This window comes from Streptomyces sp. NPDC001270, from assembly GCF_042896695.1.
Classification (GTDB): Bacteria; Actinomycetota; Actinomycetes; order Streptomycetales; family Streptomycetaceae; genus Streptomyces.
This window is the reverse complement of the sequence record NZ_JBIAXM010000005.1, coordinates 349,442-369,378: the sequence shown is the minus strand read 5'-3', so window position 1 is coordinate 369,378 and position 19,937 is coordinate 349,442. Positions and strand designations below refer to the sequence as shown.

The 19,937-nt window shown below is 71.2% G+C and carries 20 protein-coding genes; 16 read left to right on the top strand and 4 right to left on the bottom strand.

Features of this window, described 5'->3' with window-relative positions; translation table 11 throughout:
* Positions 1 to 197: 197 nt before the first annotated feature.
* On the top strand, positions 198 to 992 hold the full coding sequence (locus ACFY2B_RS11570; protein WP_390762935.1) for a hypothetical protein: 795 nt from the start codon (positions 198 to 200) through the stop codon (positions 990 to 992).
* On the opposite strand, the gene ACFY2B_RS11565 is transcribed toward ACFY2B_RS11570, so the two are convergent.
* Positions 916 to 2,235, bottom strand: a complete 1,320-nt coding sequence (locus tag ACFY2B_RS11565) for a D-arabinono-1,4-lactone oxidase (RefSeq protein WP_390762934.1) — start codon at positions 2,233 to 2,235, stop codon at positions 916 to 918. The genes ACFY2B_RS11570 and ACFY2B_RS11565 overlap by 77 nt on opposite strands.
* On the bottom strand, positions 2,195 to 3,430 hold the full coding sequence (locus ACFY2B_RS11560) for an MFS transporter (RefSeq protein ID WP_376523488.1): 1,236 nt from the start codon (positions 3,428 to 3,430) through the stop codon (positions 2,195 to 2,197). Before ACFY2B_RS11560 ends, ACFY2B_RS11565 begins: the two co-directional genes overlap by 41 nt.
* Positions 3,431 to 3,650: 220 nt before the next feature.
* Between ACFY2B_RS11560 and ACFY2B_RS11555 the strand changes: the two genes are divergently transcribed.
* Together ACFY2B_RS11555 and ACFY2B_RS11550 are read left to right on the top strand one after the other, a co-directional pair.
* Complete coding sequence (locus tag ACFY2B_RS11555; RefSeq protein ID WP_390762933.1) at positions 3,651 to 4,778, top strand: ferrochelatase; 1,128 nt, start codon at positions 3,651 to 3,653, stop codon at positions 4,776 to 4,778.
* Positions 4,775 to 5,602, top strand: coding sequence for an inositol monophosphatase family protein (locus tag ACFY2B_RS11550; RefSeq protein WP_390762932.1), 828 nt, complete (start codon positions 4,775 to 4,777; stop codon positions 5,600 to 5,602). Before ACFY2B_RS11555 ends, ACFY2B_RS11550 begins: the two co-directional genes overlap by 4 nt.
* Positions 5,603 to 5,783: 181 nt before the next feature.
* Here ACFY2B_RS11550 and ACFY2B_RS11545 read toward each other — a convergent pair whose 3' ends face one another.
* Positions 5,784 to 5,957, bottom strand: a complete 174-nt coding sequence (locus ACFY2B_RS11545; RefSeq protein WP_376523483.1) for a hypothetical protein — start codon at positions 5,955 to 5,957, stop codon at positions 5,784 to 5,786.
* Between the two features lie 408 nt (positions 5,958 to 6,365).
* On the opposite strand from ACFY2B_RS11545, the gene ACFY2B_RS11540 reads away from it, so the two are divergent.
* From ACFY2B_RS11540 to ACFY2B_RS11525, 4 genes are all read left to right on the top strand, one after another.
* Complete coding sequence (locus tag ACFY2B_RS11540) at positions 6,366 to 7,019, top strand: response regulator transcription factor (RefSeq protein ID WP_031035257.1); 654 nt, start codon at positions 6,366 to 6,368, stop codon at positions 7,017 to 7,019.
* A gap of 6 nt (positions 7,020 to 7,025) precedes the next feature.
* Entirely contained in the window at positions 7,026 to 8,258 is a 1,233-nt protein-coding gene (locus tag ACFY2B_RS11535; protein WP_390762931.1) for a sensor histidine kinase, read from the top strand.
* A gap of 435 nt (positions 8,259 to 8,693) precedes the next feature.
* Positions 8,694 to 8,990: a DUF4193 domain-containing protein gene (locus tag ACFY2B_RS11530; RefSeq protein ID WP_005481602.1), complete on the top strand. Its 297-nt coding sequence runs from the start codon at positions 8,694 to 8,696 to the stop codon at positions 8,988 to 8,990.
* Positions 8,991 to 9,003: 13 nt separating this feature from the next.
* A complete protein-coding gene (locus ACFY2B_RS11525; protein WP_390762930.1) occupies positions 9,004 to 9,966 on the top strand; it encodes a hypothetical protein in 963 nt (320 codons plus the stop codon).
* A gap of 177 nt (positions 9,967 to 10,143) precedes the next feature.
* Here ACFY2B_RS11525 and ACFY2B_RS11520 read toward each other — a convergent pair whose 3' ends face one another.
* Positions 10,144 to 10,611 (bottom strand): DUF3093 domain-containing protein, encoded by a 468-nt coding sequence (locus ACFY2B_RS11520; RefSeq protein WP_390762929.1) that lies wholly within the window; start codon positions 10,609 to 10,611, stop codon positions 10,144 to 10,146.
* Positions 10,612 to 10,773: 162 nt separating this feature from the next.
* Here ACFY2B_RS11520 and ACFY2B_RS11515 point away from each other — a divergent pair, with 162 nt between their 5' ends.
* The 9 genes from ACFY2B_RS11515 (at position 10,774) to ACFY2B_RS11475 (ending at position 19,744) form a co-directional block, all read left to right on the top strand.
* Positions 10,774 to 11,358 (top strand): PaaI family thioesterase, encoded by a 585-nt coding sequence (locus tag ACFY2B_RS11515; protein ID WP_390762928.1) that lies wholly within the window; start codon positions 10,774 to 10,776, stop codon positions 11,356 to 11,358.
* Positions 11,355 to 11,933, top strand: coding sequence for a dUTP diphosphatase (dut, locus tag ACFY2B_RS11510; RefSeq protein ID WP_390762927.1), 579 nt, complete (start codon positions 11,355 to 11,357; stop codon positions 11,931 to 11,933). Before ACFY2B_RS11515 ends, dut begins: the two co-directional genes overlap by 4 nt.
* A 1-nt stretch (position 11,934) precedes the next feature.
* On the top strand, positions 11,935 to 12,702 hold the full coding sequence (locus ACFY2B_RS11505; RefSeq protein WP_390762926.1) for a DUF3710 domain-containing protein: 768 nt from the start codon (positions 11,935 to 11,937) through the stop codon (positions 12,700 to 12,702).
* Positions 12,703 to 12,928: 226 nt separating this feature from the next.
* Positions 12,929 to 14,107, top strand: a complete 1,179-nt coding sequence (locus ACFY2B_RS11500; RefSeq protein ID WP_390762925.1) for an alginate lyase family protein — start codon at positions 12,929 to 12,931, stop codon at positions 14,105 to 14,107.
* Between the two features lie 179 nt (positions 14,108 to 14,286).
* A complete protein-coding gene (locus tag ACFY2B_RS11495) occupies positions 14,287 to 14,982 on the top strand; it encodes an ABC transporter ATP-binding protein (protein WP_390762924.1) in 696 nt (231 codons plus the stop codon).
* A gap of 234 nt (positions 14,983 to 15,216) precedes the next feature.
* Positions 15,217 to 17,778 (top strand): ATP-binding protein, encoded by a 2,562-nt coding sequence (locus tag ACFY2B_RS11490; RefSeq protein ID WP_390762923.1) that lies wholly within the window; start codon positions 15,217 to 15,219, stop codon positions 17,776 to 17,778.
* Positions 17,775 to 18,461, top strand: coding sequence for a response regulator (locus ACFY2B_RS11485; protein ID WP_390762922.1), 687 nt, complete (start codon positions 17,775 to 17,777; stop codon positions 18,459 to 18,461). The genes ACFY2B_RS11490 and ACFY2B_RS11485 overlap by 4 nt, the downstream gene beginning before the upstream one ends.
* Before the next feature lie 110 nt (positions 18,462 to 18,571).
* The gene (locus ACFY2B_RS11480; protein ID WP_376523456.1) at positions 18,572 to 18,970 is read left to right on the top strand and encodes an OB-fold nucleic acid binding domain-containing protein; all 399 of its coding nucleotides are present in this window, start codon (positions 18,572 to 18,574) and stop codon (positions 18,968 to 18,970) included.
* A gap of 3 nt (positions 18,971 to 18,973) precedes the next feature.
* On the top strand, positions 18,974 to 19,744 hold the full coding sequence (locus ACFY2B_RS11475) for a DUF3159 domain-containing protein (RefSeq protein ID WP_390762921.1): 771 nt from the start codon (positions 18,974 to 18,976) through the stop codon (positions 19,742 to 19,744).
* The last annotated feature ends 193 nt before the right edge of the window (positions 19,745 to 19,937 follow it).

Genomic DNA, 19,937 nt, shown 5'->3' with positions numbered 1-19,937 from the left:
GGACCACGTGCGTGGATTGGCGCGCCGCCCAACTTCCGGTGGGGGGACGGGCGCCAGGCGCCCCTGCCCCGGATTTCTCGATCACAGGCGTGGCAAACTTCACGCAATCCACAAAAACGGAACTATCGGTTTCGCCTGTACGTCACCTTCTCGTGTAGTCCGTCGGTCAACTGCATGAAAGACAGGCAAGGTCCGGGATGCGTAAAAAGCCCGATTCAACTGTTGAGTCGAGCGGGCGGGAGGAGGTGCGGCGCAGGCGGGTCGACCTGAATTTCCCCCAGGTCGCGGGGAGCGCCGTGGCCGCGGTCGTCGCCGCCAAACTCGCCTCCTACTTCGGTGTCTACGGCACCATCCTCGGCGCCGGCGTCGTCAGCGTCGTCGCCACCTGCGGCGGCAGCTTCTTCCAGCACTTCTTCTCGCGGACCGGCGAGCAGATCCGCGACGCGGCGGTCGCCACCAAGCCCAGGGAGCAGGCGCTCCCGGCGCCGGGCGAGTTCACCGGGGGCACGGTCTACCGGGCCCGGATCCGCGGCTGGCGGCGCCCGGTGCTCGCCGCCGCCGTGGTCTTCCTGGTCACCATGGCCGGCATCACCACGTACGAACTGGTCTCCGGCGGCAGCCTCAGCGGCGGTACCGGCACCACGGTCAGCGACGTGCTCCACGGCTCGTCGTCCGCCGACTCCGGCGGCGGCTCCGCCCCGGCATCGCCCGAGCGGTCCCCGTCGGCCCCGTCGGCCGGGACGTCCTCGTCGGCCTCGGGCACGTCCACGGCGGGCACCGGGGACGCGTCGGGAGGCGGGGGCACCGCGGTGGACGGGGCGACCGCGACCCCCTCGCCGAGCGCTTCCACGGACCGGGGGCCGGGCGTCCGGACGGAGGTGACGCCGTCGCCCTCCGCGACGCCCAGCGGCTCGGTCACGGCCCCAGCACCCTCCGCAAGTAGTCGTTCTGGAACCGCCGGTCAGGATCCAGCCGGTCACGCAGTGCCGTGAACTCGCCGAAGCGCGGATAGAGCTCGGCGAAGTAGGCGGCGTCCCGGGTGTGCACCTTGCCCCAGTGCGGCCGCCCCTCGTGCGCGGTGAAGACGCGCTCGGCGAGGGTGAAGTACGCCTGGAACGGCGTGCCCCGGAACATGTGGACGGCGATGTAGGCGCTGTCCCGGCCGGAGGCGGTGGACAGGGCGATGTCGTCGGCCGGGGCCGTGCGCACCTCGACCGGGAAGCTGACCCGCAGCCGGGAGCGGTCGAGCGCCGTCTTCAGCTCGCGCAGCGTGTCCACCAGGGCGGCGCGCGGAACGGCGTATTCCATCTCCACGAACCGCACCCGGCGCGGGGACGTGAAGACCTTGTGCGGGATGTCCGTGTAGGTGCGCGCGGACAGCGCCCTGCTGGCGGCGTTCGCGACGGCCGGGACGGCTGCGGGCACCGCCCGGCCCACCCACTGGGCCGCCTGGAACACCCCGTTGGAGAGGAACTCGTCCTCGAACCAGCCCGCCAGCCGTCCCACCGGCCGTTCCGGGCCCGCGCTGCGGTTGTTGCGCTTGGTGTTGGTGTTTCCGGTGTGCGGAAACCAGTAGAACTCGAAGTGCTCGTTCTCGGCCCAGAGTTCGTCGAAACCGGCGAGGACCCGGTCCAGGGTCATCGGCTCCTCACGTGCCGTCAGCAGGAAGACCGGTTCCACGGCGAAGGTGATCGCGGTGACGATGCCGAGGGCGCCCAGGCCGATCCGGGAGGCCGCGAAGACCTCCGGGTTCTCCTGCTCGGAGCAGGAGAGCACCGAGCCGTCCGCCGTGACCAGCTCAAGACCCCTGATCTGGGCGGCGATGGAGGCCGATTCGCGGCCGGTGCCGTGGGTGCCGGTGCTGGTGGCCCCGGAGACCGTCTGCTCGGTGATGTCGCCCATGTTGGTGAGCGACAGGCCCTCGCGCGCCAGGGCCAGGTTGAGCCTCTTGAGCGGGGTGCCCGCCTCGACCGTGACGGTCATGGCGTCCCGGTCGATCGTGCGGATGCCGGTCAACAGTTGAGGGCGGATCAACACTCCGTCGGTGGCGGCGACGGCGGTGAAGGAGTGCCCGGTGCCGACCGCCTTCACCTTGAGGCCGTCCTCGGCAGCCCGCCGTACGGCCGCCGCCAGTTCCTCCACCGAGGCCGGTGTCACCTCCCGCGCGGGGTGGGCGACGACATTGCCGCCCCAGTTACGCCACGTGCCGTTCTTTTCGCTCGCTGTGGTACTCAACGACGCCTCCCCGACCCGCGGCCGGCCTGCTGAGCCGGCGGAACCCGAGGAAACCGACCGTGACCGCGACGGCTCCGGACACGGCCGGAACCCCGTACCCGGCGCGCGCACCGGCCGAGTCGATCACCCAGCCGGCCACGGAGGAGCCGACGGCGACCCCGACCGCGAGGCCGGTGCTCACCCAGGTCATGCCCTCGGTGAGTTTCGCGCGAGGTACGTGCTGTTCGATGAGGGACATTGTTGTGATCATCGTCGGTGCGATCGACAGGCCCGAGACGAACAGCGCCACGGCCAGAAGCGGCAAGTTTCCGACCAGTAGGAGGGGGATCATACTCACGGCCATCGCGCATATGCCCAACAACCAACGACGTTCCGGCCGCCCGGCGAAGTGCAGCAGGCCGAACACCATCCCGGCCACGCAGGAACCCGCCGCGTACAGCGCCAGCACCAGGCTCGCGGCGCTCTTGTGGCCGCGCTCGTCGGCGAAGGCGACCGTGACCACGTCGATCGCCCCGAAGATCGTCCCCGTGGCGACGAAGGTCGACACCAGCACCTGGAGGCCGGGCGTGCGCAGCGCGCTGCCGCCGTGGTGCTCGCGGCGGTGGGGCTCGGGCTCGGTGGCGCGCTGGGCGGTCAGCCAGAAGACGCCGACGGCCAGGAAGCAGGCGGCCAGCAGCGGCCCGGCCTCCGGGAACCAGGCTGTGGACAGGCCGATGGAGATGATCGGCCCGAAGATGAAGCAGACCTCGTCGATCACCGATTCGAACGAGTAGGCGGTGTGCAGGTGCGGGGTGCCCCGGTACAGGGCCGCCCAGCGGGCCCGGATCATCGCCCCCAGGCTGGGCACCGAGCCGATCCCGGCCGCGCAGACGAACAGCACCCAGTCCGGCCAGGAGAAGTACGCGGCGAGCAGCAGCCCGGCCGCCGCGGCGAGCGCCACCAGGGTCGCCGGACGCAGCACCCTGCGCTGCCCGTGCCGGTCGACCAGCCGGGAGATCTGCGGGCCGATCGCCGCGGCCGACAACGCGAGGGTGGCCGACAGGGCGCCCGCGAGTCCGTACCGCCCGGTGAGCTGGGAGATCATCGTGACCACGCCGATGCCCATCATCGACAGCGGCATGCGGCCGAGGAACCCGGCCGTGGAGAACGCCTTGCTGCCGGGCGCGGCGAACAGGGCGCGGTAGGGGCTGGGCACGTGGGTCTCCGAGGTGCGGTACGGCGGGCGGTCCGGCCGGCGGCGGGTGCGCAACACGCGGTGGACCAGGTAAGCGGACCAGTAAGGCGTGAAGGCCGCCGATACAGCTTACGAGTAAGGGAACCCTAATGCACCAGGAAAGTCGCGGGAAAACCGGCCAGAATCGCACTCGTCACCCTGCCGTTCCCCGGCTGTCGGTACCAGGTGGCAGGATCGAGACATGCCAGACGCGCACGATGCCACTCCCTACGACGCCCTGCTCCTGCTCTCCTTCGGCGGCCCGGAAGGCCCGGACGACGTGGTCCCGTTCCTGGAGAACGTGACACGGGGGCGCGGCATCCCCAAGGAACGCCTCAAGGAAGTCGGCCGGCACTACTTCCTGTTCGGCGGGATCAGCCCCATCAACGCCCAGAACCGCGCCCTGCTGGACGCCCTGCGCAAGGACTTCGCGGAGCACGGCCTGGGCCTGCCGGTCTACTGGGGCAACCGCAACTGGGCGCCGTACCTGACGGACACCCTCCGGGAACTGGTCGCCGACGGCCGCCGCCGCGTCCTGGTGCTCGCCACCAGCGCCTACGCCTCCTACTCGGGCTGCCGCCAGTACCGGGAGAACCTGGCCGACGCGCTGGCCGCCCTGGAGGCCGAGGGTCTCGAACCGCCCCGCATCGACAAGCTCCGGCACTACTTCAACCACCCCGGCTTCGTGGAGCCCATGATCGACGGCGTGCTGCGATCACTCGCGGACCTCCCCGAGGCCGTGCGCGACGGCGCCCACATTGCCTTCACCACCCACTCCGTCCCGACCTCCGCGGCCGACACCTCCGGCCCCGTCGAGGCGCACGGCGAGGGCGGCGCCTACGTCGAGGAACACCTGGACGTGGCGCGGCTGATCGCCGACGCCGTCCGCGAGCGCACCGGCGTCGACCATCCGTGGCGGCTGGTCTACCAGTCCCGCTCCGGCGCCCCGCACATCCCGTGGCTGGAGCCGGACATCTGCGACCACCTGGAGGAGCGGCACGCGGCCGGCGCACCGGCCGTCGTCATGGCCCCCATCGGCTTCGTCTCCGACCACATGGAGGTCCTGTACGACCTCGACACGGAGGCGAAGGACAAGGCCGACGAACTCGGCCTGCCGGTGCGCCGCTCGGCCACGGTCGGCGCCGACCCGCGGTTCGTGGCCGCGATCCGCGAGCTGGTCCTGGAGCGCGCCGCCGCGGAGAGCGGACGGCCGGTCGAGCGGTGCGCCCTGGGCGCGCTCGGCGCGAGCCACGACCTCTGCCCGGTCGGCTGCTGCCCGGCCCGCACCCCGCGCCCGGCCGCCGCGGGCGCCGACAGCCCCTACGCATGAGGAGCCCCGTGACCGACACCCCGTACCCGGACCTGCTGGCCCTCGCCCGGGAGGCCGCCCGCCGCGCAGGCGACCTGCTGCGCGACGGCCGTCCGGCCGATCTCGCGGTGGCCAGGACCAAGTCCAGCCCGATCGACGTCGTCACCGAGATGGACATAGCCGCCGAGAAGCTGATCACCGGGCTGATCGCCGACCAGCGCCCGGACGACGGCTTCCTCGGTGAGGAGGGCGCCGCCAGCGACGGCACGAGCGGCATCCGCTGGGTGATCGACCCGCTCGACGGCACGGTGAACTACCTGTACGGGCTGCCGACCTGGTCCGTGTCCATCGCGGCCGAGCAGGACGGGGAGACCGTCGTCGGGGTGGTGGCCGCCCCGATGCGCGGCGAGACGTACCACGCGGTACGCGGCGGCGGTGCGTGGGCGACGGGTGCCTGGGCGGGCGAGCGCGCACTGGCCTGCCGCCCGGCGCCGCCCCTCGACCAGGCCCTGGTGTCCACGGGCTTCAACTACGTCTCCGAGGTCCGCAGTCACCAGGCCCAGGTCGCCGCGCGGCTGATCCCGCTGCTGCGCGACATCCGGCGCGGCGGCTCGGCCGCGGTCGACCTGTGCGACGTGGCCGCGGGCCGCCTGGACGGCTACTACGAGCGCGGGCTGAACGCGTGGGACATGGCCGCGGGCGACCTGATCGCCCGGGAGGCGGGCGCCCTGACCGGTGGACGCCCCGGAGAGCGCCCCTCCGGCGATCTGGCAGTGGCGGGCACCCCCGGCGTCTTCGAACCCCTCCAGCGCCTCCTGGAGGACTTCGGCGCCTGGCACGACTGACGGCGCCGGGGTACCGGGCCCCGGAAACCCGACCCGACACGACCGGGACCCTGCCGGTGTCCACCGGCAGGGAACCCGGCGGAGAACACCGGCCGGAAACCCGGCACAGGACACCGACCGTGAAACGCAGCAGGACCCCGGCGCTGGATTCGCCGGGGTCCCGCCGTTGCGCTACGGGCTGTCAGACGCTTGACGCGCCGACCTCCACACCGTGTTCGGCAGCGAGGCGGTGCAGGTCGTCGAGCTCGGCCTGTTCCACCTCGGCGAGGAAGTCGTCGCCCTCGTCGCGAGCCCGGGACAGGTCGGACTCGGTCGCCTTTATGCGCTGCAGAAGTCCTGCGGTGAACGCGTCCATGCTGCGCCCCCTCGTCCTGGGTCGTGGGTCGGTGGCACGGGGGTGTGCCGTTCAGAAGGGGCGATCACGTCTCCCGCAGGTGCCCAGCGCTGCCCTGCTGGGCGGCGACGGTGCCGGACACCCACGCCCGCCCTGCGGGAAGCGGACTGACATGCCGCATGGTGGTACGGCACACGCAGAGCGTGATCGCGGGGTGTAAACCGGTCCTCCCCCCGCTCCCTTCCGAAGAAACCTCAACCGAAGGAGAAAATTTCGCATTCCCGCCCCGGCGCCCCGATCCGTCCGGCTCCGTTCCCGTCTTACTGCCGACTTATGGCCGAAAAGGGCAGGATGGAGCCACACCCGGGAAAGCCCTGCCCGCGCGCCCACGGTTGGGCCGTGCGGGTGGACACAGGAAGGACAAGCGACGTGCGCGTACTCGTCGTCGAGGACGAGCAGCTGCTCGCGGATGCGGTGGCCACCGGACTGCGCCGGGAGGCCCTGGCGGTCGATGTCGTGTATGACGGCGCCGCCGCCCTGGAGCGCATCGGCGTCAACGACTACGACGTGGTCGTCCTCGACCGAGACCTCCCGCTCGTGCACGGCGACGACGTCTGCCGCAGAATCGTGGAGCTGGGCATGCCCACGCGCGTGCTGATGCTCACCGCCTCCGGCGACGTCAGCGATCGGGTCGAGGGCCTGGAGATCGGCGCCGACGACTATCTGCCCAAGCCCTTCGCCTTCAGCGAGCTGATCGCACGCGTGCGTGCCCTCGGCCGGCGCACCAGTGTGCCGCTGCCGCCCGTCCTGGAGCGGGCCGGGATCAAGCTCGACCCGAACCGCCGCGAGGTCTTCCGGGACGGCAAGGAGGTCCAGCTCGCGCCGAAGGAGTTCGCCGTGCTGGAAGTGCTGATGCGCAGCGAGGGCGCCGTCGTCTCCGCGGAACAGCTCCTGGAGAAGGCATGGGACGAGAACACCGACCCGTTCACCAACGTCGTACGGGTGACGGTCATGACCCTGCGCCGCAAACTGGGCGAGCCGCCCGTCATCGTGACCGTGCCCGGCTCCGGCTACCGGATCTGATGCACCGTGGCCACGACACCCGCGCCACCGCAGGCGCCCCCGAAGCCGACCTGGGACCCGCGCAGACCCCAGCCCCCGTTCCCCTGGCTGCGCCCGACCATCCGGATACGGCTGACACTGCTGTACGGCGGCATGTTCCTGATCGCGGGCATCCTGCTGCTGTCGATCATCTACCTGGTGGCCGCGAACGCGCTCAACGTGGGCAGTGAGCTGCCGTTCAAGATCCTCTCCGGCTCGGTGAGCAGCAGCAGTTGCAACTTCCCGAGCGCGCCGTCGGCGGCCGAGCTGAACAACGCGATGAACGACTGCGTCAACCAGCAGCGCCAGCACGCCCTCGACGACCTGCTCAGCCGCTCGCTGCTGGCCCTGCTGGGCCTCGCCGTGATCGCCTTCGCGTTCGGCTACGCGATGGCCGGCCGCGTGCTGTCCCCGCTCGGCCGGATCACCCGCACCGCGCGTGCGGTGGCGGGCTCGGACCTGTCCCGGCGGATCGAGCTGGACGGCCCGGACGACGAGCTGAAGGAGCTGGCGGACACCTTCGACGACATGCTGGAGCGGTTGCAGCGGGCCTTCACCGCCCAGCAGCGGTTCGTCGGCAACGCGTCGCACGAACTGCGCACCCCGCTCGCGATCAACCGCACCCTGCTGGAGGTGCACCTGTCGGACCCGGAGGCGCCCGTGGAGCTGCAACAGCTGGGCAAGACCCTGCTGGCCACCAACGAGCGCAGTGAGCAGCTGGTCGAGGGCCTGCTGCTGCTCGCCCGCAGCGACAACCAGATCGTCGAGCGGGGACCCGTGGACCTCGCCGAGGTCGCCTCGCAGGCCATCGACCAGGTGCACGCGGAGGCGGAGGCCAAGGGCGTGCGGATCACGGGCGAGCGCGGTCCCGCAGTGATCCAGGGCAACGGCGTACTGCTGGAACGGATCGCCCTGAACCTGGTGCAGAACGCCGTGCGGTACAACGTGCCCGAGGACGGCTGGGTCGAGGTCACCACCGAGGTCCAGCACGGACAGGCGGTACTGTCCGTGTCGAACACCGGCCCGGTGGTCCCGGCCTACGAGATCGACAACCTCTTCGAGCCCTTCAGACGGCTCCGCACGGAGCGGACGGGCAGCGACAAGGGTGTGGGTCTCGGCCTGTCCATCGTCCGGTCCGTGACGCGCGCACACGGCGGTCACATCTCGGCACAGCCGCGTGAGGGGGGCGGGCTCATGATGCGGGTCACCCTGCCGACCTGAGGGTGAGCCGCCGCGATCCCGGTCGCGGCGCAGAGGATCTTGCCGGACGGCCGACACACGCGGGGATGTTCGCTTTGCGCTGAATCCTCGGGCGGGTCGACGGGGGTTCGCATGTGTGATCAATCACAAGGGCGGATTTCTGGCCATCTACTCTCCGTGATCACAATCCTGGGCGGAAAGCCGGGAACATCCGGGTTTTCAAGGGTCTTGATCACGGGAAGTACACGGTGAGACGCCTTTGAGGTGCGGCGTTCGGACCGTGTACGGTCCCCATCGCCATCCAAGCCGATCACTCTTGAGGAGTCCGGTTGGGTGTCGATTGAGTAACAGACCTTGATGTGAGGCAAAATCTCCGCCTCGGGTCGGGCACAAGTCCGGCCTCTCACGCGTTACGTGCGCTGGAGACACCGCAGACACCCAGAGGGGGAGAGCGACATGGCAACCGATTACGACACTCCACGCAAGACCGACGACGACGTCGACTCGGACAGCCTGGAAGAACTGAAGGCCCGGCGGAACGACAAGTCGACCTCCGCTGTGGACGTGGACGAGTTCGAGGCCGCCGAGGGCCTGGAACTACCGGGCGCCGACCTCTCGAACGAGGAGCTGGCGGTCCGGGTACTGCCCAAGCAGCAGGACGAGTTCACGTGCATGAGCTGCTTCCTGGTACACCACCGCAGCCAGCTGGCCCGCGAGAAGAACGGTCAGCCGATCTGCCGCGACTGCGACTGAGGGCGGGTCGGCCGTGACTGGCTCGACCCCTCCTCGGAAGCGCCGCTTCCCGTTGCGGGGAGCGGACCACGGGCCGCGGGACGGCTCGTACGGCGCGCGTGACGACGAGCGAGGCTCACCGGAGACGGGGGCCTCGCTCGACGAACCGACCACCGACCGGGGTGACCGCCCGGAGCCGGCCGAGCACCCCGCGCCCGTCGCACCGACGGAGGAGTTCCCCGCCCGCACGCGACTGAGGGCGCGGACAAGAGCCGTCGCCATCGGCGGCAAGGCCCGGGACTTGGCCCGGGAAGGGGCCCGCAAGGGCGGGAGCCGCGCCAAGGCGGGGCTGGCGTACCTCGCGGACCGGATCATCGACATGGCCCCGCGGATCGCCGTACGTGACCTCGCGACGCTGCGCGGACAGTTCCCCGGCCTCGGGCCGGAGCAGCTCGCGGACAAGCTCGTGGCGGGTGCGGCCCACGGGACCTCGACGGTCGGAGCGGGGGTCGGTGCGGCGGCGATGCTGCCGGTGCCGCCCGCGATGCCGACCGAACTGGCCGCGGAGATCACCGGGGTCGCGGCGATCGAGCTGAAACTGGTCGCCGAACTGCACGAGGTCTACGGGGTACGGCCGCCGGGCGGCCTGATGGCCCGCAGCACCGCGTATCTGTCCTCCTGGTCGGGGGAGCGCGGGATCGACGTGATGAAGCCGTCGACGATCAACACGGCCCTCGGGGGCCAGATGAAGCGCGAACTGCGCCAGCAGATCATGAAGCGGATGGTGCGGAACCTGCCGAACCTGATGCCGTTCATGGTCGGCGCCGCCGTGGGGGCGGTCATGAACCGCCGCGACACCAAGAAACTGGCCGCGCGGATCCGCGCCGACCTGCGCAAGGTCCAGGTCTCCTGGGACGAACTGGCCGGGCTGCCCCCGCTGGAGCCTCCGGCGGACCCGCTGACACCGGGAGATCTCCCCGGGGAACTCGACCGCTGACGAGGCGCCCCGGGCCCCCTCGGGGCCTGGACCGGCCGAGCCGGCCGTGCGAAGTCCGCTGCGGTTCGGCAGCGCGCTGAAGAGGCCGAGGCTGTGCTGAAAGGGGCGCGGGACGGTATCGACATGCGGCTCCGCCGCGGTGGGGGTCCCCTGGTCGAGCGAAGCCGGGCGGAGCGCTCAGGCCGTCGCGCCGTCGCGGGCCGCGTCGATCGCCGCCGCCAGCTGCTCCGGGGCGCGCGTCGACAGATACAGGTAGGGCGTCGGGTCGGCCGGGTCGCTGACCTCGACCCGCAGGGCCTGCGGGATGTAGGAGCGCAGCAGCAGGAAGGCGCGGGTGTCGGCCTTGTACGTGCGCCAGGCGCGGGCCTCCTCCGGATCCAGGATCTCCCACGCGCCGAGCGCCGTCACCGGGATCTTCGCCTCGCCCGCGATCAGGTGACCGCCCACGACGCGGATGCGCAGCGAGCCGTACGAGCTGGCCATCACCGCGGCCACCGCCGTACCGCCGACCAGTCCGCCCAGCAGCGGCAGGGTGCCGAAGGGGAGCAGGACCAGGGCGCAGGCGACGCCGACCAGAAGGCTGATCAGCCACCACGAACGGGGGGCGGTGAGGCGTTCTTCGTACGGGGTGCCGGGGTGCTCCATGAACCAAGCTTGGCACGCGTGGCGAAGGCCGCCCGAATCGGGGCACCCGCCGCAACCGGACGCCGGCGAGGGGTGTAGCCGCGGGGTGCTGTGGGGTAGTGCGGAGGTGGGTCGACGGGCGACGGGTGGTGGGGCGTGTCAGGCCGGGTAAGGTCTGCGGCTGTGAGTGGTGGTTCCGCTGTGCTTCAGCCTCCCGCCGACGCCGTGAAACCGGTGCGGCATCCCGATGCGCCCGCGCCCGGCGAGGTGCTCGGCTCGCATTACGGACAGTGCTTCGGCTGCGGCCAGGACCAGCCGCACGGGCTGGGCCTCGCGGTGCGGGCGGGCGAGGGCGTCACCCTGACCGCCGAGTTCACCGTCCGGCCCGCTCACCAGGGCGCCCCCGGTCTCGCGCACGGCGGGGTGCTGGCGACCGCCCTCGACGAGGCGCTGGGCTCGCTGAACTGGCTGTTGCGCAAGATCGCGGTGACCGGGCGGCTGGAGACCGACTTCGTGCGGCCGGTGCCGGTCGGCACGCGGCTCCACCTGACCGCCGAGGTGACCGCGGTCGCGGGGCGGAAGATCTACGCCTGTGCGGTCGGCCGCATCGAGGATCCCGGCGGGCCCGTGGCCGTCCGGGCCGACGCCCTGTTCGTCGAGGTCGAGGCCGGCCACTTCGTCGAGCACGGCCGCGACGAGGAGATCCAGGCCGCCCTGCACGACCCGGACCGGATCCGGCGGGCCCGCGCCTTCGAGGTGAACCCGTGAGCGCCCCGGACAGCGCGGCCCCGGCGCGTCGTACCCCCCTGGACGTGCTGATCCGGCGCGTCGACCCGGACGTACCGCTTCCGGTGTACGCGCACCCCGGGGACGCCGGCGCCGATCTGCGCACGACGCTGCGGTGCGAGCTGGCGCCCGGAGAACGGACCGTGCTGCCCACGGGTGTGTCGATCGCCCTCCCCGACGGGTACGCGGCCTTCGTGCACCCTCGATCCGGTCTGGCCGCCCGCTGCGGTGTCGCGCTCGTGAATGCCCCAGGGACGGTTGATGCCGGGTACCGTGGGGAGATCAAGGTGATCGTGGTGAATCTCGACCCGCGCGAGTCCGTGCGGTTCGAGCGCTTCGACCGGATTGCCCAACTGGTCGTCCAGCAGGTCGAGAGGGTCCGCTTCCAGGAGGTCGCGGAGCTTCCCGACTCGGCGCGGGCCGAGGGGGGCTTCGGTTCCACCGGGGGCCACGCCACGGTGGGCGGCGAGAGCGACAGAAGTGGCCGGGTCGCCGAGGGCGGCCGGGCGGGTGGGAATCGATACGCTTCGGTCGTATCCGACCGGGAAGGACAGTGACGTGTTCGGACGTCGCAAGAAGAAGGGTGCCGCCGAGGACGCGGCCGGCGAGGCCGAGCAGGTCGTCGACAGCGTCGACACCGAGGCGGACGAGGAAGAAGCGGGCGAGCCCGAGCAGCGGGTGCGGCTCGAACCGGAGCCCCGCCCCGACGGACCGTGGGACGACTCCGAGGTGCGCGACCCGGCCGAGGGCCGGGTGGATCTCGGCGGTCTGTTCGTGCCGGGCGTTGACGGCATGGAGCTGCGGGTCGAGGTCGCGGGAGACGCGATCGTCGCGGCGACCGTCGTGCTGCGCGATAGCGCGGTCCAGTTGCAGGCGTTCGCCGCGCCCAAGCGCGAGGGCATCTGGGGCGAGGTCCGCGAGGAGATCGCCTCCGGCATCACCCAGCAGGGTGGCATCGTCGACGAGGTCGAGGGCCCGCTGGGCTGGGAGTTGCGCGCCCAGGTACCGGTGCAGCTGCCCGACGGGACCGGCGGCTTCCAGGTCGTGCGGTTCATCGGTGTGGACGGCCCGCGCTGGTTCCTGCGTGGAGTGATCTCCGGCCAGGGCGCGGTGCAGCCGCAGGCGGCCGGGCTGCTGGAGCAGGTCTTCCGGGACACGGTCGTGGTCCGCGGCGAGGGCCCGATGGCGCCCCGCGACCCGATCGTCCTGAAGCTGCCGAACGACGCCCAGATGGTTCCGGAGGGCGTCCAGCAGGAGGAGTCCTCGCGCTTCTCCGGCGGCATGGGCCAGTTGCAGCGCGGACCCGAGATCACCGAGGTCCGGTAGCGGACAGCCGAGTATCAGTCAGCCAAGAACGACGAGGGCCGTACCCCGGGCCAAGGGGTACGGCCCTCGTCGCGTTCACCTGCATGGTCGTCGATTCCGTTCCGGCGCGTGGACATCCGCTCTCGTGTGCGGGCCCTTGACGGGCTTTTGGTCTGTACCTATGGTCTCCGGCCAACGCCTCTGTTCATAAAGGCGCTCCGAGTTCACATACGAGAACGGAGTTGCTGTGCGTCGTACCCCCCTCCTCGCGGTGGTGGCCGCCCTCGTGCTGGGCGTCTTCGCGGCCCCCGCCGCACAGCGTGCCGACGCTGCCCCCACCGCCTTCGTCCACCCCGGAGTCACCGTCTCCCAGGGCCAGCTGGAGTTCGCCCGCACCAAAGTGCTGGCCGGAGCCCAGCCCTGGAAGGGCGCCTACGACCAGATGATGGCGAGCAAGTACGCCGACCTGAACCGCACGCCGAAACCCCGCGCCACCGTCGAATGCGGTTCGTACTCCAACCCCAACTACGGCTGCACCGACGAGCGCGAGGACGCGATAGCGGCCTACACCGACGCCCTCGCCTGGTACATCACCAAGGACGCCCGCTACGCCCAGAAGGCCATCCAGCTCATGGACGCCTGGTCGGCCACGATCACCAGCCACACCAACAGCAACGCGCCCTTGCAGACCGGCTGGGCCGGCTCGTCCTGGCCCAAGGCCGGCGAGATCATCAAGTACACGTACAGCGGTGGCTGGGCGAACTCCGGCCGTTTCGCCACCATGCTGCGCGACGTCTACCTCCCCGTGGTCATCAAGGGCTCCAACTCCAACGGCAACTGGGAGCTGTCCATGATGGAGGCCGCCGTCGGCATCTCCGTCTTCCTGGAGGACAAGACGTCCTACGACACGGCCATGGCGAAGTTCCGCACCCGCACGGCCGCCTACGTCTACCTGTCCACCGACGGTGACCTGCCGAAGACCGTACCCAGCCAGAACCTGAACACCCGGGACAAGATCGTCTCGTACTGGCAGGGCCAGTCCACCTTCGTCACCGGGCTCACCCAGGAGACCTGCCGGGACTTCACCCACACCGGGTACGGCATCTCCGCGATCTCGCACGTCGCCGAGACCAGCCGGATCCAGGGGCAGGACCTGTACGGCACCGACGTCGGCGAGCGGCTGCGGCAGGCCCTCGGCTTCCAGTCGAAGTACCAGCTCGGCACGGCCGCGCCCAGCTGGCTGTGCGGCGGCTCCCTCAACCTCGGCCTCGGACCGGTCACCGAGGTCGGCTACAACGCCCTGCACAACCGCCTCGGCATCGCCATGACCAACACCCAGACGCTGACCCAGAACAACCGGCCGGCCGGCAGCAACAACCTCTTCGTCGCCTGGGAGACCCTGACCCACGGCGACAACCCGAACTGACGGATCCGGACCGGTCCAGAACCGCTCACCAGCGATCCGAACCCGTCCGGACTCATCCGGACTCATCCGCACCCATCCGAACCCATTCGAACCCATCCGAACCCTTGGACGGCCGGGCGTCGGGCGGCGATACTGGCGCCCGGTCGACGGGGGGAATCGGTTGTGACGGGGGAAGCGGCATGAACGCTCAGGTCATCACGGAGACGATGGTGCGCGTCGAGGACGTGCACCGCTCCTACGGGCACGGAGCCGCCGCCGTGCACGCCCTGCGCGGAGTCTCCTTCGAGATCCCGCGCGGCGAACTCGTCGCCCTCAAAGGACGCTCGGGATCCGGCAAGACCACGCTGCTGAACCTGGTCGGCGGGCTCGACGTGCCGGACCGCGGCCGGATCACCGTCGACGGCCGTGACCTCGCCGGACTGGGCGAGCGGGGCCTGCTGGAGCTGCGCCGGGACCGGATCGGCTTCGTCTTCCAGTCCTTCGGGCTCATCCCGATCCTGACCGCGGCGGAGAACGTGGGCGTGCCGATGCGGCTGCGCCGGGCCGACCCGCGCGAGCGCGAGGAACGCGTCGAACTGCTGCTCTCCCTGGTGGGCCTCGCCGAGCACGCTGCCCAGCGCCCCGGCGAGCTGTCCGGCGGCCAGCAGCAGCGCGTCGCCATCGCCCGCGCCCTCGCCAACGGCCCCGCGCTGCTCATCGCCGACGAGCCGACCGGCCAGCTGGACGCCGAGACCGGTCACGCCGTGATGGAACTGCTGCGCGCCGTCGTACACAGCGAGCAGGTCACCGCGCTGGTCGCCACGCACGACACCACCCTGCTGGACCTGGCCGACCGGGTGCTCGAACTGAGTGACGGGGAGGTCGTCGAACGCTGACGCACGCGCCGGCGATCGGCGGCGCGATGGGCGTGCCGCCGCGGCCCGCCGCCCGCCGTACCGCGCCCGGTACGCTCTGACCTGCGCCGACCGGTGGCGGTGGGCGTGGAACCGATCGGCTCATCAGGGTTGCGTCAAAGTTGCCCGTCACCCCACCACCTGTCCCTTTCGTCGCAATTGCGGGCCGTAAGGTCGACGCTGCGTCGGCAGCAGTGACGGGAAGACAATGGGGCCATGGCACGCGGAAAGCTTCGGATCTATCTCGGTGCGGCACCGGGCGTGGGCAAGACCTACGCGATGCTCTCGGAGGCACACCGGCGCATGGAGCGGGGGACCGACTGCGTGGTCGCCTTCGTGGAGCACCACGAGCGGCCGCGCACCGAGGTGATGCTGCACGGCCTGGAGCAGGTGCCCCGCAAGGAGCTGGAGTACCGGGGCGGCCGCTTCACCGAGATGGACGTGGACGCGGTCCTGACCCGCCGCCCCCAGGTCGCCCTGGTGGACGAACTCGCCCACACCAACATCCCGGGCTCGCGCAACGCCAAGCGCTGGCAGGACGTGGAGGAAATGCTCGCCGCCGGGATCGACGTGATCTCGACGGTCAACATCCAGCACCTGGAGTCGCTGGGTGACGTGGTCGAGTCGATCACCGGGGTGCGGCAGCAGGAGACCGTGCCGGACGAGGTAGTCCGCCGCGCCGACCAGATAGAGCTCGTCGACATGTCGCCGCAGGCGCTGCGCCGCCGCATGGCGCACGGCAACATCTACCAGCCCGACAAGGTGGACGCGGCCCTCTCCAACTACTTCCGGCCGGGGAACCTGACCGCGCTGCGGGAGCTGGCGCTGCTGTGGGTGGCCGACCGGGTCGACGAATACCTCCAGCAGTACCGCAGTGAGCACCGGGTCTCGAAGATCTGGGGCTCGCGGGAGCGGATCGTGGTCGGTCTGACCGGCGGACCCGAGGGGCGGACGCTGATCCGCCGGGCGGCCCGGCTCGCCGAGAAGGGCGCGGGCGGCGAGGTGCTGGCCGTCTACATCGCCCGCAGCGACGGCCTGTCCGCGGCCTCGCCCAAGGAGCTGGCCGTCCAGCGTGCCCTCGTCGAGGACCTGGGCGGCACCTTCCACCACGTCGTGGGCGACGACATACCCGCCGCGCTGCTGGACTTCGCCCGCGGCGTCAACGCCACCCAGATCGTCCTCGGCTCCTCGCGCCGCAAGACCTGGCAGTACGTCTTCGGGCCCGGCGTCGGCGCCACCGTCGCCCGCGAGTCCGGCCCCGACCTCGACGTGCACATCGTCACCCACGGGCAGGTCGCCAAGGGCCGTGGGCTGCCCGTGGCCCGGGGCGCCCGGCTCGGCCGGAGCCGGATCCTCTCCGGCTGGCTGGTCGGGCTGCTGGGCCCGGTGGCCATGGCGCTGCTGCTGAACGCCGTGGACCTCGGCCTCGCCAACGACATGCTGCTGTTCCTGTCGCTGACGGTGGCGGCGGCCCTGCTCGGCGGACTGCTGCCCGCCCTCGCCTCGGCGGCCTTCGGGTCGCTGCTGCTGAACTACTTCTACACGCCCCCGCTGCACCGGCTGACCATCGCCGACCCGCACAACATCGTCGCCATCGTGATCTTCGTCGGGGTCGCGGTGTCCGTGGCCTCGGTGGTGGACCTCGCCGCCCGCCGCACCCACCAGGCGGCACGGCTGCGCGCCGAGTCCGAGATCCTGTCGTTCCTCGCCGGCAACGTGCTGCGCGGCGAGACCAGCCTGGAGGAGCTGCTGGAACGGGTCCGGGAGACCTTCGGCATGGAGTCGGCCGCCCTGCTGGAGCGGGCGGGCGACGTCGAGCCGTGGACCTGCGCCGGCCGGGCCGGCTTCGGCCCGCCGCTGGAGCGCCCCGAGGACGCCGACGTCGACATGCCGGTCGGCGACCACATGGCGCTCGCGCTGACCGGCCGCGTGCTGCCCGCCGAGGACCGCCGGGTGCTGGCGGCCTTCGCCGCGCAGGCCGCCGTCGTCCTGGACCGCCGGCGCCTGCGGGAGGAGGCGCTGCGGGCCCGCGCCCTCGCCGAGGGCAACCGGATCCGCACCGCGCTGCTCGCCGCCGTCAGCCACGACCTGCGCACCCCGCTCGCCGGGATCAAGGCCGCGGTGACCTCGCTCAGGTCCCACGACGTCGACTGGTCCGAGGAGGACCGGGCGGCGCTGCTGGAGGGCATCGAGGAGGGCGCCGACCGCCTCGACCACCTGGTCGGCAACCTGCTCGACATGTCCCGGCTGCAGACCGGCACGGTCACCGCGATCATCCGCGAAGTCGACCTCGACGAGGTGGTCCCGATGGCGCTGGTCGGCGTGGACGAGGCCGGCGTGGAACTGGACGTCCGCGAGACCCTGCCGATGGTCTCCGTCGATCCCGGGCTGCTCGAACGGTCGGTGGCCAACCTGGTGGAGAACGCCGTCAAGTACAGTCCGTCCGGCCGCCGTGTCATGATCTCCGCGAGCGCCATCGCCGACCGGGTGGAGGTGCGGGTCGTGGACCGCGGGCCGGGCGTCCCGGACGAGGCCAAGGAGCGCATATTCGAGCCCTTCCAGCGCTATGGCGACGCCCCGCGCGGCGCCGGGGTGGGGCTCGGGCTCGCGGTCGCCCGCGGCTTCGCCGAGGCGATGGGCGGCACGCTGACCGCCGAGGACACCCCCGGCGGCGGCCTCACCATGGTCCTCAGCCTCCGGGCGGCAGGATCGCGTCCCGAGGTCCTCGCCTCCGGAGAGGGCCTGGCAGAACCCGAACCCGAAAGGGAGGCTTCATGACCCGGGTGCTCGTGATCGACGACGAGCCGCAGATCGTGCGCGCCCTCGTGATCAACCTCAGGGCCCGCAAGTACGAGGTCGACGCGGCCCCCGACGGCAGGACCGCCCTCGAACTCGCCGCCTCCCGCCACCCCGACGTGGTGGTCCTCGACCTGGGCCTGCCGGACATGGACGGCGTCGAGGTGATCAGGGGCCTGCGCGGCTGGACCCGGGTGCCGATCCTGGTCCTGTCGGCCCGGCACTCCTCCGACGAGAAGGTCGAGGCGCTCGACGCGGGCGCCGACGACTACGTCACCAAGCCGTTCGGCATGGACGAACTGCTGGCCAGGCTGCGTGCCGCCGTGCGCAGGGCCGAGCCGGTCGGCCCCGGCGAGGACGACGTGACCACGGTGGAGACCGAGGGGTTCACCGTCGACCTCGCGGCGAAGAAGGTCAACCGGGGCGGCAAGGACGTCCGGCTGACCCCCACGGAGTGGCACCTGCTGGAGGTGCTGGTCCGCAACACCGGACGGCTGGTCAGCCAGAAGCAGCTGCTGCAGGAGGTGTGGGGTCCCTCGTACGGGACGGAGACCAACTACCTGCGGGTGTACATGGCACAGCTGCGCAGGAAGCTGGAGACCGACCCCTCGCACCCGAAGCACTTCATCACCGAACCGGGTATGGGGTACCGGTTCGAGCGGTAGGCCCGCCGGGAGCGGCTTGCGGCGGGCCGTTGACGCGAGTGTTCCGTCCCGCCACCGGCACCCGGACGCACCGGTACGTCGCCGTCGGCGGGCGCCGGTACGCTTCTGTTATGAGTGCTGTTCCGCATTCCGAGAAGCCGGCCGGCCGGTTCCGGCGCATGCTCGACCGGCTCTCCTCCTCGCAGGAGGACCTGGAGTCCGAGGAGCTGCGGGAGGACGCCGAGACGGCCGGCTGCATACGGATCGGCGACTGCCAGGACCGGCAGATCGTCACGGTAACTGGTACCTTGCGCACGGTCACGCTGCGTCCGCGCGCCGGAGTCCCGGCCCTGGAGGCCGAACTGTTCGACGGCTCCGCCGCACTGGACGTGGTGTGGCTCGGCAGGCGTTCCATCGTGGGTATAGAACCGGGACGCAAGCTGATCGCATCGGGCCGGATCTCGATGAGCCGGGGCCGCCGGGTGCTGTTCAACCCGAAGTACGAACTGAGACCCCTTGGACGGGAGTAGCCGGTGACGTCACTCGACAAGCCGACCGAAGACGCCACTCAGCAGGACGACGCGCGGACGGTGACCGAGGCCGCGCTGTTCGAGGCGTTCGGCGGTGTCCGGGGCATGGTCGAAACGGTCCTGCCCGGGCTCCTCTTCGTCACCATCTACACGATCAACAAGAACCTGCACTGGTCCGCGATCGCGGCCCTGGTCGTGTCGGTGATCCTGGTCGTGGTCCGGCTGGTGATGAAGGACACCGTCAAGCACGCCTTCAGCGGCGTCTTCGGCGTGGCCTTCGGTGTTCTGTTCGCGATGTTCACGGGCAACGCCAAGGACTTCTACCTCCCGGGCATGCTCTACACCCTGGGTCTGGCCCTGGCGTACATCATCACGACCCTCGCCGGTGTTCCCCTGATGGGCCTGATCCTCGGCCCGGTCTTCAAGGAGAACCTGTCCTGGCGCCATCGCAACCCCGGCCGCAAGAAGGCGTACGCCAAGGCCAGTTGGGCCTGGGGACTGATCCTGCTCGGCAAGTGCCTGGTCCTCTTCCCGCTGTACTGGTGGGCCGACACCGCGCAGCTCGGCTGGGTCCTGGTGGCGCTGAAGATCCCGCCGTTCCTGCTCGCCGTCTGGCTCACCTGGGTCTTCCTCGCGAAGGCGCCCGCGCCGATCGACGTGTTCGCCGAGATGGAGGCCGCGGAGAAGGCCGAGGAGGAGCGGAAGGCGGCGCAGGCCGACCAGGCCGCGGAGTCCGGTGAGTCGACCGCTGGACGGCACCGCCGGGAGGCGTGAGCGACATCCTCGACACGGAGGGGGCGCCCGGGATCACCGGGCGCCCCCTCCGTCGTGTCACTCGGCTCGCTCGGCGCTGGTCGGCCGGATCGGCTCTCACCCGGCCCCGGTCGGCCGCAACGAGTCCCAGCCATTCTCGCCCGGACCCGGACCCGGACCCGGACTCAGCCGCCCTCTTCCGGATTCAGCCGGC